Source organism: Aliikangiella sp. G2MR2-5 (assembly GCF_015687155.1).
Classification (GTDB): Bacteria; Pseudomonadota; Gammaproteobacteria; order Enterobacterales; family Kangiellaceae; genus Aliikangiella.
In genome coordinates, this window is sequence record NZ_JADPQF010000001.1 from 1,731,474 (window position 1) to 1,745,595 (window position 14,122).

The 14,122-nt window shown below is 41.2% G+C and carries 8 protein-coding genes; 4 read left to right on the forward strand and 4 right to left on the reverse strand.

The window, feature by feature from the left end; all coding sequences use genetic code 11:
• Positions 1-54 precede the first annotated feature (54 nt).
• The 4 genes from IYN84_RS07080 to IYN84_RS07095 all read right to left on the reverse strand — a co-directional run bounded on the left by IYN84_RS07080 (position 55) and on the right by IYN84_RS07095 (position 5,254).
• Positions 55-894, reverse strand: coding sequence for an ion transporter (locus IYN84_RS07080; RefSeq protein ID WP_196138444.1), 840 nt, complete (start codon positions 892-894; stop codon positions 55-57).
• A 219-nt stretch (positions 895-1,113) separates the two neighbouring features.
• On the reverse strand, positions 1,114-1,803 hold the full coding sequence (locus IYN84_RS07085; protein WP_196138445.1) for an OmpA family protein: 690 nt from the start codon (positions 1,801-1,803) through the stop codon (positions 1,114-1,116).
• Between the two features lie 323 nt (positions 1,804-2,126).
• Positions 2,127-4,586: an acyl-CoA dehydrogenase gene (locus IYN84_RS07090; protein WP_196138446.1), complete on the reverse strand. Its 2,460-nt coding sequence runs from the start codon at positions 4,584-4,586 to the stop codon at positions 2,127-2,129.
• A 2-nt stretch (positions 4,587-4,588) separates the two neighbouring features.
• Positions 4,589-5,254 carry a TetR/AcrR family transcriptional regulator gene (locus tag IYN84_RS07095; protein WP_196138447.1) on the reverse strand — a complete coding sequence of 222 codons (666 nt, stop codon included), beginning with the start codon at positions 5,252-5,254 and terminating at the stop codon, positions 4,589-4,591.
• Positions 5,255-5,556: 302 nt separating this feature from the next.
• Between IYN84_RS07095 and IYN84_RS07100 the strand changes: the two genes are divergently transcribed.
• The 4 genes from IYN84_RS07100 to IYN84_RS07115 all read left to right on the forward strand — a co-directional run bounded on the left by IYN84_RS07100 (position 5,557) and on the right by IYN84_RS07115 (position 14,084).
• Positions 5,557-6,063: a hypothetical protein gene (locus IYN84_RS07100; RefSeq protein ID WP_196138448.1), complete on the forward strand. Its 507-nt coding sequence runs from the start codon at positions 5,557-5,559 to the stop codon at positions 6,061-6,063.
• A gap of 385 nt (positions 6,064-6,448) precedes the next feature.
• Positions 6,449-7,669: an efflux RND transporter periplasmic adaptor subunit gene (locus IYN84_RS07105; protein ID WP_196138449.1), complete on the forward strand. Its 1,221-nt coding sequence runs from the start codon at positions 6,449-6,451 to the stop codon at positions 7,667-7,669.
• 67 nt (positions 7,670-7,736) lie between these two features.
• Positions 7,737-10,988, forward strand: coding sequence for an efflux RND transporter permease subunit (locus tag IYN84_RS07110; protein ID WP_196138450.1), 3,252 nt, complete (start codon positions 7,737-7,739; stop codon positions 10,986-10,988).
• A 3-nt stretch (positions 10,989-10,991) separates the two neighbouring features.
• Complete coding sequence (locus IYN84_RS07115; protein ID WP_196138451.1) at positions 10,992-14,084, forward strand: efflux RND transporter permease subunit; 3,093 nt, start codon at positions 10,992-10,994, stop codon at positions 14,082-14,084.
• The last annotated feature ends 38 nt before the right edge of the window (positions 14,085-14,122 follow it).

The following is a 14,122-nucleotide window of genomic DNA, read 5'->3' on the forward strand; positions in this document are numbered from 1 at the left end:
TAGTTCTCTTAGTTCTCTTAGTTCTCTTGCTCTTGGCACTCTTGCTCCTGGCTCTCAGAGCTGTCCACCACAGTACTTACAATAAACAGCATCGGCGTCATGACCATCTTCACCACAATTAATACACGCAATATTTGTCATATCATCTTTGTAGACTTTAGACAATTCAGTGGCATAAATCCCCGTGGGCACAGCAATTATTGCATAACCCATGATCATAACGGCTGATGCGATCATTTGCCCGAGATGCGACTGTGGTACAATATCACCATACCCCACGGTGGTCAGCGTGATAATAGCCCAGTATACAGCTTTGGGAATACTGGTAAAACCGCTTTCAGCGCCTTCAACTAAATACATGATAGAACCGAACACGACCACAAAGATAAAAACCGTGTACAAAAAAACAGCTATTTTTTTTCGACTGGAGCGCAGCGCTCTCATCAGATAATCAGCTTCCCCGAGATACTCGGCTAGCTTGAAAACACGAAAAACCCGAAGTACTCGCAATACCCGTATAACCAGTAAAGTTTCCGCACCTGCGTATACGAGCCCAATAAAGCTGGGCAATATTGATACCAGATCAACAACACCTAAAAAACTAGTGGCATAAAGTAACGGTTTACGCACAGAAATCAGGCGCAATATATACTCAACCAGGAAAATCAGAGTAAACCCCCATTCGATAATATCGAGGATTTGGCCAAAGCCTAATCTGATGGTTTCGACACTGTCCAGCATAACGGCAATCACACTCAAAGTAATACCTATGATTAATACTGTATCAAAAGCCTTACCTGCTGGCGTATCCGCTTCAAATATAATTTCGTGAAGCTTTTCTCTCCAGGGAGAAAGGGGTTCTCCTTGACTGTATTTTTTTATTGGTTTTCTCATTGCTCAATCATAATAATCAATTACTCCTGCCGAAAAGTCAGGAATGACAATTTTAAGCGCTATTGCAAATGGTTGGAAGTCACAAACTTAAGTTTGTTGCCGTATGATGACTAATCCCCGAATAAAACAACGAGGAGTTATTAACAAAGTGAGTTGGCTATCATTGGAAACTAAATGAAAAAGCCGCGCATGCGCACGGCTTTTTCAATTGGAGAGTTATTAGCCTCTCGCTTCAATCGCTCTCAGTCGAATCTCAACACGACGATTCATTGCTCGTCCTTCTGGTGTTGCATTATTTGCTATCGGGTTGTTCGGCCCCTTACCGGAAGTCACCAGACGCTGCGTGATAATTCCACCTACTTGCAAATAATTAGATACAGACTGTGCTCTCGCTTGCGACAACTGTAAGTTGTATGATAGCGAACCAGTGGAATCGGTATAGCCTTCTATCTCAACAATTGTCTCGTCGTATTCTCTTAAAACGGTTACTACTGAATTGAGAACGGGCTTGAAGCCCTCTTGAATATCGGAGCTATTTGTAGCGAAAGTTATGTTGCCAGGCATGATCAGACGAATCTGATCGCCTTCTCGCTTAATACTTACCCCTGTATTTTCTAATGATTGACGTAGTTTTTCTTCCTGATTATCCATATAGGCACCAATAGAAGCTCCGATGATACCGCAGCCTACAGCAGCGTTTCGCGCATGCTGACCGGAATCTCGTGCGCCTATAATGCCACAAATCGCGGCACCAATTGCACCATACTTAACGGTATTACTGGTTTTCTCTTCACCAGTGTATGGATCAAGATTCTTACATCCCGTCGTTAGAATTAACGCACTCGCAAGTAATCCTGTTGCGACTTTACCCAATCCTGATTTCACTTGTGATTTTTTTAGAATAGCCATGATGAAAAACCCTTTTTCATTTGTATTAGATCTGAAGAAAAACTAAATATCAGTGTATAGCTTTGCCTGTTAGTTGGAAAATAAAAATACAGCCATAGTAATCTTGACGCTTTACAGGGAGAGATTATCAACCTTCCAACATTAACGCTAACTGAATTGAACCCTGATGGGAATTCTAGCATACAATAATAATTGCCAAATGATTTTTACACATTTATGAATGATAATTCACATGTTTTAAATGCCAACAGCACATAACAATGAAAAAAGGCCGCCAATCAATTAGCAGCCTTTTAAGTAGTTTACTCTAAAGTGAACAAAGATTATGCAGCTTTACCTGCCTGGGCTTGCTCACTTTTCGCAAAGTCTCCCGCAACATAGGCCTTACTGTATTCATCAACCTGCATTGCATCCAAACGGAGCCTTTCAGACTCAAGATAATCATCTGCATCTTTTTGAGTAAGTATCCCTGCAGCTACAGCAGTATTAATTGTCTCCCCTAGCTCTCTGGCAGGTGTTAATTTACCCTCTTTTATCGCTCGCTTGAGAGTTTCTGCTATGTGTGCAGTTTCCAACACTTTGTTAAAGGCGTTTTCGATTCGCCCCATAGGATCATTTTCGTTCCCGATAAAGATATTCCTGGTTAAACGGTCACGTAACTCATTCTGGTTAAACATTGGCGCAACAATTTTGTGGTCAAGTTTGTCACTTGGTTTTTTATGCCAGCTACCAAATGGAAAAACGACTCGCTTAAGAACTTTTCCTAACCAGGAAGGTTTGAAGTTGTCAAAAAACTCATTAAACGCTTTCTGCATCAAGTATAAGTTGTTCTCCAAATTCCACTGAACATAAGGCAGGTCAGCTTCCTGGCAGCCCTGATCTTCATAATATTTAAGTACAGTTGAGCTCAAATATAAATAGCTTAGAACATCACCGAGACGAGCAGATAACCTTTCCTTACGCTTAAGATCACCACCTAACACTGCCATCGATAAGTCCGATACCAATGCCAATGCTGAACTCATTCTGGTCAACTGCTGGTAGTAACGACCAGTAGGACCTGTAACCGGTTTAGGAACAATGCGACCTGAAGTCAAACCAAGCGTGAGAGTTCGAATAAAATTACTCAGCCCGTATCCAATGTGGCGGAAAAATAACGAGTCAAACTCGTCAACACCTTGTTGTTCGTTTGGATTGTTTGCGGCTTGCATTTCACGGAACACAAACGGATGACAACGCACAGCTCCCTGACCAAAGATCATCAGGTTACGTGTCAGAATATTAGCGCCTTCAACCGTAATACTTATGGGCATTGACATGTAACCACTAGATAGGTAGTTACGCTCTCCCATTATTACTCCTCGTCCGCCATGTATGTCCATAGAATCTGTCACCAGATTTCTGGCAGCTTCGGTCATGTGATATTTGGCGATTGCGGTCACTACCGATGGCTTAACGCCCATATCTACGGCGCCGGCAGTCATTAGACGAGCCGCTTCCAGCTGATAGGTATTTCCCGCGATACGAGCGAGCGCTTCTTCTACACCTTCGAATTTACCAATTTGAGTTTTGAACTGCTCTCGCAGCACTGAATAGGCGCCGGTAGCACGGTAGGCAAGTTTTCCTGTAGCGGTTGAAGAAGAAGGTAATGATATACCTCGACCTGCAGACAAACACTCAACCAGCATACGCCAACCTTTACCGGCATAATCTTGACCACCAATAATCCAATCCAATGGAATAAATACATCTTTTCCGCGAGTAGGACCATTCATAAACGCTTGTCCCATCGGATAATGGCGGTCACCAATTTCCACGCCTGGATGATTGGTAGGAATAAGGGCAACTGTAATACCAATATCCTCTTTATCTCCAATCAAACCATCAGGATCATACATCTTAAAGGCTAAGCCCAATACAGTTGCAACTGGTGCCAATGTGATATAACGCTTGTCCCAATTTAAGCGGATTCCGAGTACCTCCTCCCCTTCATATTCTCCTTTACAGATAATACCTGTATCTGGAATTGCGCCAGCATCTGAACCTGCTTTAGGACCCGTTAATGCAAAACAAGGAATTTCATCGCCTTTTGCTAACCGGGGCAAATAGTAATTTTTCTGCTCATCAGTTCCATAGTGCAATAGGAGTTCCGCCGGCCCTAACGAGTTAGGTACCATAGTTGTGACTCCTAAAACACCACTTCGAGTGGACAGCTTGGTGACTATAGTCGAATGAGCAAGAGCGGAGAAACCTTTCCCCCCGTACTCTTTGGGGATGATAAGTCCCCAGAAACCTTCTTTCTTAAGGTACTCCCACACTTCCGAAGGCAAGTCCTTATCTTTAAAATTAATGTCCCAGTCGCTACACATGTTACATACAGTTTCGACCTGATTGTCGACAAACGACTGTTCTTCAGCACTCAGCTCAGGTTTTTCATAGGAAAGCATCTCTTTCCAGTCAGGGTTTCCTTTAAACAGCTCTCCATCCCACCAAACATCACCAGCTTCAAGCGCTTCTCTCTCGGTTTGGTTCATGGGTGGCAATACACTTTTAAACATTTTAAAAATCGGACGCGTAATTCTGTCTTTACGCAGGTCATCAGCGAAGAACAACAAAGCTACAGCGCCATACAATAACCAAGGAATCAGTTTGAACTCGCCATGGATTGACATGATCGCTAAAGCAGCTCCGGCAATCGCCAGCGCTATTCCCATGCGAGCCCGCATATATGCGGCCCCCCAGGTCACGCCAATGAGAACCAGAATTTGGGTAAGGGTAATCATATCTATGCTTCTCCCGCAGACATTATTTTAGCCGGAGCTTCATTTGAGTCGAAACCGGCGGATAAAAATGGAATTAAACGATTAATAATTTGTTCAACTGTAACAGCTTGATTAAAGTCACTTTCTGATATTTCCTGGAGAGCTTCATGCCCAGCCAGTGTAAATATAAAAGATCCGAGCATAAAATGGAGTCGCCAGAACATTTCTGCCGGACTTAAACTTGGTGAAGCTTTATGCAAAAGTCGAGTAAAGCGGGCTAATACATGAGAATATCTTTCCATAGCAAAACGGCGTATGTGTCCTTGAGTTTCAGCATAAGCCCGGCCTAGTAACTTCATAAAGACCGAAGAACCATTTGGTCTTATTTCGTCTATATAAATTAAAGGCTTAACTAAAGTTCCCAAAACCTGGTTTACAGTAACCTGCTCAGAATTCTTATCAAGTTCGGCCATCTCGGTAATCAACTGGTTAGTAAAACTTTCCATAAAACGATCAAATACAGCTTCTATTAATGACTTTTTAGAGCCGAAGTGATAATTGACCGATGCCAGATTAACTTCTGCTCGTGCAGTAATCTCACGTAAACTAGTTTCCGCAAAACCATGCTCAGCAAATAATAATTCAGCAGCATCAAGCACTTTTGCTTTAGTCTGAGATTTATTTGACATAAATTATGGCACCAAAAGTTAAACACTTGTTTGAAACATACGTTCAAATTAAATTTTTGTCAAGTGGAAGTCGCTAAATACGCTATTAACAGTCAACTCTATTCAACTCCTAGTCTCTACTCCCCTTATTCGAAAAAGTACAAGCTACCTTCTCATCTTAAATTTTAGACAAGGTGTTCATTTTTTAGCCCGTTTTAGTCAGATGAAATCGCAATAAAAAACAGCAATCTAGTGAGAGTTGGCTATACTCTAAAAAAACAAAAGTCGCCAACTAATATCCAACTAATATCACAAGGAAATTAATGGATAACTCGGAAAACCAGGTAATGCTTCTGCAGCTGGCAGCTGCCCAACTTGCGTTGTCTCTTGAAGAAACAGAAAAACCTTTTACCGATCTAACCAGGTTATTCCTTGAAATAGTGGAGCACCACCGAAAAATTGATGAGCTTTTGCAGCAAAAGCCTGTCCCGGATATTGCAAAACTCCATAAGCTACACAAGCAGACTGAAGAAAAAGTCAAAGTCTCTGTTGTAGATTTCCAGTTCTATGACCGCATGAGTCAACGTTTAAGGCATATTCTGAGCAATATTCAGCAAGCTATTTTAGTACTGGGTGATGCAGAAGCATTTAGAGATGAGTCCCGATGGGAACAGATTTTCAATAGAATCGAGCAAAGCTATACCATGAGAGAGGAACGAGACCTGTATCTGGCAATTAAACAGGGGCAAGGGTTCGAGACAGCAGTTAAGAGTCTGATTGAGAAAACGACCCAGAAAGAGGCTATTGAGCCTGATATTGAGCTTTTTTAAAAATTTTTGAGTCAACATTACCTGTTTAAAGTTGATATCAAGCCCCTTTAAACCTTGAGCATAAACACCGCATGCTTCTCTATAGAAACACTTTCAGAATATAAGCTTCCTTAATTTTGGTTCAATAGAATGGCGTGATTTACTAAAATTTAAGGTGTTAAACCATTCATTTCAGCCAATCATAACCTTTTGTTACAAATCGCACACAAATTGAAAGGTGTTATAGTCATATAATACAGCATACCCCTTAGGAATTATGGGCGTTGAGTAGAAAGTTTCGGGTATTAAAGCAAACGAGAGCAACCTGGCACGCATTCTGCAAAATCCGGTTACCCGATATCAATAACGGTTAACCGATAACTGTAACTTTTAAAAACGAAGGTACATGATGAAAACTTCAGCCTCAAAATCAAATTCAGGACTAGTTAAAGCAACACTGATCTCCTCTTTATTGGGGTTATCGATGATTACTGCTGGTTGCTCAGATGATTCAGCTAAAGATGACAAACAAGCCAAGCAAGAACAAACTGAGAAGAAAGACGGTGAAAAAGTCGTTGCTAAAGAGAAAGAAAAAGCAGCAATACCTGTTGAAGTCGTTACAGTTAAAAGAAGCAATATACAACAAACCTACACTACAATTACGACCCTGGAAGCAGAGTCGGATGCAGATGTTGTTGCCCGTTCTACCGGAATACTGCAAGATATCCTCGTTGAGGAAGGTGACCAGGTTAAAAAAGGTCAGGCGTTGGCTCAACTGGACGTTGAACAATTGTCCCTGGAAGTTGCACAATTAGAAGCAACTTCAAATAAATTGCGAAAAGAATTAAAAAGACAGGAAGCCCTTTTCAATAAGAAGCTAGCTAGTTCTGATGCACTCGATAGAGCTAGATTTGAATACAAAGCACAAAGCGCTCAATATCAATTGTCTAAACTAAAACTGGACTACGCAACCATTAGAGCTCCGATCGATGGCGTTATTACAGAGCGACTTGTAAAGCCGGGTAACTTAATCGCTAATAATCAGGTTCTATTCAAAATTGTTGATCCGGCGTCATTAAAAGCGGTTCTTCACTTACCAGAAAAAGAACTTCAACATGTTAAAAAGGAACAAGCAATCCTATTAACCGTTGACGCAATGAGGAACCAGGTGATTGAAGGAACTATCGAACGAATTCGTCCGTCGATTGATACGCAAACAGGCACTTTTAAAGTAGTAGCAAAACTTAACGATAAAACCGGCTTACTACGCTCGGGCATGTTTGGAAAAGTTGAAGTTGTTTTTGACGTGCATGAAAACTCTCTTGTTCTGGCTCAAGAAACAGTAATCACTCAAGACAACCGTTCACACGTTTTTGTGGTGCGAGATAACAAAGCAATTCAAACTCCAGTCAGTATTGGTATTAAACATAATGGAAAGGTTGAAATTTTAGAGGGAGTTACTGAATCAGATAAAGTTATTAGCACAGGCCAGCAGATATTAAAACATGAGTCAAAAATTGAAGTAGTTGCAATTGATGATGTCAATGTAAGAGATCAAGTTGCTAAAAAACAGACAGAAGAAAAAGAAAATACTCCTAATAGCGACTCTATTGCTTCGAACCCTTAATCATCATTAATATATAATTGCCCATGCGCTCTATACTCTCTAGAGCGCACTACCAGAAGGAAACTCTATGAATATTATTGCGGTAGCGATACGACGCCCTGTAACTGTAGCAATGTTCACTCTCGCCGCTTTGGTTTTTGGTTTAGTGTTAGTCAATCGCCTCGGTTTTAACTTGCTTCCAGAATTGTCTTATCCAACGTTAACTGTACGTACTGATTTCGAGGGAGCGGCACCACAAGAAGTTGAAAACCTTATTACTCGCCCGTTAGAAGGACTTTTAGGCACAATTAAGGGGCTAAAGCAGTTACGTTCGGTTTCAAAAGCCGGTCGAAGTGATATTTACCTGGAGTTTCATTGGGGAACAAATATTGATCTGGCAAGCCTTGATGTTCGAGAGAAAATGGAGCAGGTACAATTACCTTTGGAGGTATCCCCTCCTTCCTTATTGCGCTTCAACCCGAATAGCGCTCCAATTATTCGTATGAGTCTCAGTCAAAAACTAAATGAGGGGGACGATCCTCAAGCATCTTTAGCCTCGCTCAGACGTTACGCAGATCAGCAGCTTTCAAGACGGCTGGAAACGATTGAAGGTGTAGCTGCAACAAAAGCCAGTGGAGGTCTTGAAGACGAAATTCAAATTTTACTCGACCAAAACCAGCTAGCTCAACTCAATATTACAGTCGAAAATATTGCGAACAAATTAAGAACTCAAAACATAAATATGAGTGGCGGCCAAATTCGCAATGGCCAACAACAGCTTCTGGTGAGAACATTTAATGAGTATAGGAGCGTTGATGATTTTGCCAATACAATTGTGATTTCAAGTCAGGGACGAGTAGTTCGACTAAAAGATATTGCAGAGATTAAAGCTACATACAAAGATCCTACCGCTATCATTCGTCACAACGGAGAACAAGCAGTAGAAATTGCCATTTACAAAGAGGGGGACGCTAATACAGTTAAAGTAGCTGAAGCCGTCAATGGCCAGTTAAAGAGCCTCATCAAAGAAATTGGAAAAGAGAAAAAATTAACCGTACTAACTGATGCTTCAAAATTTATAGACCAGGCTATTTCTGAACTAGTGTCGTCAGCGATTATTGGTGGCCTTCTAGCGATGATAATTATCTACCTTTTTTTAGGAGAGTTTGGTCCTACCGTTATTATTTCAGCAACAATTCCTTTGTCTGTTATCATCACATTTAACCTGATGTTTAGTGCTCATATCGACATGAATATAATGTCTCTGGGCGGACTGGCACTCGCGGTGGGTATGCTTGTCGACAATGCTATCGTAGTTCTTGAAAATATATCCAGAAAAAAAGAACAAGGGCTTTCGACCTCGCAAGCGGCTTTCGAAGGAGCGACAGAAGTATCTGGAGCTATTACTGCTTCCACATTAACGACAATCGCCGTTTTCCTGCCATTAATATTCGTTGAAGGAATTGCAGGACAATTGTTTAAAGACCAGGCATTAACGATTACCTTCTCACTTATTGTTTCACTCGCTGTCGCATTAACCTTAATCCCGACTATGGCTGCTCACATGAAAGAAAGAAAGTTAGAAAAAGCAGTATTAGAAAGGTCCCAAAAACCTGTTTGGTTAAGGTTATTACTTTTGCCGATAGAATTAATCATTGCAGTTTTCGCATTAATATTCTTACTATTCAAACTATCTGGAAGATTTATTTCGCTAACGTTTGGAAACCTTTTCCGCTTATTAAAAAGAGTGTTACAAACGATTTTCAAACCAGTTCCGGCACTCTATGATCGTCTGCTTAGCGCCGCACTTGAAGCAAAAACGTTGACATTGGTGGTTGCCTTTGGACTGCTTGGACTAAGTTTGATGTCAGTTCAACAAATTCCCAAAGTTGTTCTTCCAGAAATGGCTCAAGGAGAACTTGTCGTTAAGGTTCAGTATACGCCAGGAACAGCAATAGAAATGACAGACATACAAGTTATCGATCTATCCAAAAAGCTGTCTAGCCTTGAAGGAATAAAGGAAGTTTTCGCAACCGCAGGTGCAGGTAATAAACTTACCGCAAATCCTGAGCAGGAAGGAGAAAATCAGGCCGAGTTTACTTTGCTTCTAAATAAGGGAATTTCTCGTGAAGGCGAAAACCAACTTCTAAACGAAATAAGAAGAATTCTTGCAGAAGAAAGTAAAGGACTAAATGCAGACGCTGAACGCCCCCAATTGTTTAGTTTTTCTACGCCAATCAGCATAGAAATCTATGGTTTTGAGATCGACACGCTAAAAGAGTCAGCGGATTTGGTAATACAAAAACTATCTAAGTCCGATCGCTTCGTTGATCTACATACCAACATGAAAAGCGGATACCCTGAAGCACAAGTTATTTTCGATCAGGAAAAAATGGCTTCTCTTGGCCTTTCAATAGAGCAGGCTAACACCGCGGTTGTTAACTCTATTCGCGGCAACAAAGCCACCAGATATCGTCTTAGAGATCGTCAAATTGACGTATTGGTTCGGTTAAATGATAGTTCACGAGACGAAATCAACGATGTGAAAAATTTGATAATCAACCCAACTTCAAGTCGCCCTATTCCATTACATGCAGTAGCGGAAATTGTTGAAACTCAGGGGCCTAGTGAAATAATGCGTATAGATCAGCAAAGAGTAATTTTGGTTGAAGGTCAAATCCTTTATGGCGGAATCAATGAAGCAATACTCGATGCGCAAAACAAATTAGACGGAGTAGTACTACCTCGAGGTGTCAGCATGCTTTATGGCGGTCAAGGTGAAGAGATGGAAAGCAGTTATCAATCACTGCTAATGGCTCTTGGGCTAGCTGTATTCATGGTTTATCTTGTCATGGCATCCCAGTTTGAGTCTTTACTTCACCCTTTTATTATTCTACTAAGCATACCTCTAGCAATTATTGGTGCTGTTGGTGCGTTAATAATTTCAAACACCGAATTAAGTGTTGTGGTTTTCCTTGGGCTTATCATGCTTGCAGGTATCGTAGTCAATAATGCAATAGTCCTGATTGACCGAATTAACCAACTCAGGTTAGCCGGAGAAGAAAAGTTAGCAGCGATAAAGCAAGCTGCCGAATCCAGACTCAGACCAATTTTAATGACCACTTTGACGACTACTTTGGGTATGCTTCCTTTAGCAATGGGAATAGGAGAAGGAGCAGAAATGAGAGCGCCTATGGCTATTACGGTAATCGGAGGTTTGTTAGTTTCAACATTCTTAACTCTGATCGTTATACCTGTGATGTATCAGATTCTCGATCGCAAAGACTATTCCCGGAAAATGGAAATTGAAACTAGTACTCAAATCGAACAGGAGGCCTAATCAATGTGGTTTACAAAAATTGCATTAAAACGACCGGTAACTGTTTCCATGGTATTTGTATGTGCTGTTGTCATGGGGCTAGCAGCAAGTCGTTTGCTACCACTGGAATTTTTTCCAACCGTTCAGTTTCCAGGAGTCTTTGTCCAGGCTAATTACCCAGGCTCAACCCCGGAAGAGATAGAAAAGAATATTACGCAACCTCTTGAAAAGGCTCTCTCTACCATCGGCTCTGTAGAGCAAATGCAATCGTTCACAACTCAAAACCAGTCTCAGGTCTTCATGCTATTTGACTGGGGAGTGAATGCCAAATTAAAAGGTGTCGAAGCCAGAGAAAAGATCGATGCAATTAAGTCAGAACTACCAGATGATTTAAGAAGAGTATTCATTTTTACTGGTAGTACAAACGACCAGCCCATTGTTGAAGCACGCTTGTCCGCTGAAAATGATCTTAGCGACTCATATCAGGTTCTTAATCGTCAGCTAAAACAGCGTCTGGAAAGAATTCCAGGAGTTTCACAGGTCAATATTCATGGTGTTGCAGCCAAAACTTACCAGATAGAGTTACTCCCGGAGAGAATAGCCGCCTACCATATTGATACTAACCAGCTATTGGCAAAACTTCGTCAGGCTAATAGTCTTGTCTCGGCTGGAGAGGTAGAAAACGCGAGAGAAAGTATACGAATTACGCTTAATCAGCAGTTTACCTCTCAAGAAGATATTGAGAATTTTATTGTTGATGAGCGCGGCTTAAAACTTTCCGACATTGCGAAAATATCTTATAGCAAAGATGAAATAGAAGTGGGGCGACACTTAGATAGAAAATATGCAGTCGGCATTCAAATTACTCGAGAGGCCGATGCCAATCTGGTTGAAACAGCAGATGCTATTGTAAAAGAAATGAAAACCATTGAAGACTTGCCTGACTTTGAAGGTATCAAGCTTTTTATTATGGAAAATCAAGCCGACGGAGTGGTAAGTTCCCTAAAAGATATTGCCAACTCTGGACTTGTTGGCTTTATTCTTTCTTCAATTGTACTTTTTATTTTCCTGAGAGACATTCGACTAACGTTGATAGTTTCGCTTGCTGTGCCTTTTTCGTTGTTGATTACTTTCGCAGCCATGTTCTTTCTTGATGTCAGTATCAACCTTCTCTCAATGATGGGACTAATGTTGGCGATAGGTATGCTGGTCGACAATGCGGTGGTGGTTAGCGAAAGTATTTTTGGTTACCGACAGCAAATGCCGGATAAACCTGTACAAGCAACACTACTTGGGGTTAAGGACGTTGGTATTCCTGTACTGGCGGGAACATTAACAACGGCCATTGTTTTCTTGCCAAATATTATTGGTGAAAAAATGGATATAACAGTTTTTCTCAGCCACGTAGCGATTACCATTATTATCTCGCTGGTAGCGTCCTTGTTTATAGCCACCACCATAATTCCACTTTGCTTAAGTAAGTTAAAGCCAAAGTCAATGGAGGTTAGTCATACTGATACAATTAAAGAACATGGTCGTTACTCAGCTTTTCTCAGTTGGATGATGAAACATCCGGTCTGGTCTGGGCTTATTGTTGTTTCGCTGCTCTTTTCCGGAGTTATTCCTATGGGAGCTGTAAAAAAAGACATGTTTCCAGATGAAGAAAGTACACGACTTTTTATTGACTATCATATCAAGGGAAATTATGAACTGGAAAAGGTCGAAAAGGCGGTAAGCCATATCGAAGACTTTTTATACGCGCATCAAAAAGAGCTGGACATCCAGAACGTGTACTCTTTTTATGTCAACAACTCTGCCGGTTCTACCCTTCTTCTGGTTGAGGATGAAAAGCGAACCAAAACCAACAAAGAAATTCGAGAGTTTATTGAAAAAAACATCCCCAAAATTGCTATAGGATCACCTGGTTTTGAACGTCGGCGAAGTGGTGGACAAGATGCTTTAACGATCGGTATCAATGGCGAAGATACAGAAACATTGCTAGAACTTGCAGAACAAGTATCTCCAATTTTAGCAACCATTAAAGGAGTTACCAAGGTTACTCCTAGCTCTCAAAATGGAAGTCAGGAAGTACGAATAAAGTTGAATTCACAACGTTTAAATCAACTAGGGTTATCACCACAGAGTGTCGCCACCACGATATCTATTGCTTTACGCAAACAGCAACTAAAAACATTCCGTTCTGACATGGGTGAAACTGATATTACGGTAACTTTTGTCGGTAATAAGCGAGCCTCAATGCAAGATCTGGCAGGATTACCGATAGAACTTCCCAACCCTCTGAGCGACAATAACCGCACAGTTCGTCTCGACTCGATTGCTGAAATGAAAGTCACTCAATCATTACCACAAATTACCCGGTTTGACAGACGAACCTCGATTCGCATGAAAATGGATTATTCAGATACAACTGCGGAAGAAATAAGGAAGTCAGCAAATCAATTGATGAAAAATGTACCGCTACCAGAAGGTTATAGCTGGGGGTTCGGCCGCAGTACAGATCGCGAACAAAAAGTTCAAAGTATTATGCTAACAAACATGGCATTGGCGATTCTGATGATCTTTATTGTTATGGCTGCTCTGTTTGAGTCCCTGATACTCCCGTTAGCTGTTATCACTTCAATTTTGTATGCAGTTGTAGGTGTTTTCTGGTACTTCCTTTTCACTAATACCACGCTTTCGTTAATGGGCATTATCGGTATTTTGGTCTTAATGGGAGTGGTGGTAAACAATGGAATTGTACTGGTGGATCGAATCATCTATTACAGGAAGCAAGGAGTGGCTAAACAGGAAGCTGTTTTGCATGCAGCAAATGACAGATTTCGTCCGATTTTAATGACCGTACTTACAACTATCTTAGGCTTGCTACCCTTAAGTCTTGGTGATACTCAACTGGGAGGTGGTGGTCCACCCTACTTTCCAATGGCTAGAGCAGTTATCGGAGGACTGGGTTTTTCTACAATAACGACGTTAATCTGCTTGCCGGTTATCTATCTGTTCCTCGACTATACAAGAAATTTCTTTGCTATGTTGTGGCGGGCAACTGGACAAAGAGGAAGTCGTTGGTCATTTGTTAATATTAGAATATCTTCTCGCTAACGCTAATCAGAAGGGCCCGAATTTCGGGCCCTTTCCGT

Coding starts and splice junctions, on each gene's coding strand:
- IYN84_RS07105 (WP_196138449.1), top strand. CDS start 6,449: ATGATGAAAACTTCAGCCTCAAAATCAAATTCAGGACTAGTTAAAGCA.
- IYN84_RS07090 (WP_196138446.1), bottom strand. CDS start 4,586: ATGATTACCCTTACCCAAATTCTGGTTCTCATTGGCGTGACCTGGGGG.
- IYN84_RS07095 (WP_196138447.1), bottom strand. CDS start 5,254: ATGTCAAATAAATCTCAGACTAAAGCAAAAGTGCTTGATGCTGCTGAA.
- IYN84_RS07115 (WP_196138451.1), top strand. CDS start 10,992: ATGTGGTTTACAAAAATTGCATTAAAACGACCGGTAACTGTTTCCATG.
- IYN84_RS07110 (WP_196138450.1), top strand. CDS start 7,737: ATGAATATTATTGCGGTAGCGATACGACGCCCTGTAACTGTAGCAATG.
- IYN84_RS07100 (WP_196138448.1), top strand. CDS start 5,557: ATGGATAACTCGGAAAACCAGGTAATGCTTCTGCAGCTGGCAGCTGCC.
- IYN84_RS07085 (WP_196138445.1), bottom strand. CDS start 1,803: ATGGCTATTCTAAAAAAATCACAAGTGAAATCAGGATTGGGTAAAGTC.
- IYN84_RS07080 (WP_196138444.1), bottom strand. CDS start 894: ATGAGAAAACCAATAAAAAAATACAGTCAAGGAGAACCCCTTTCTCCC.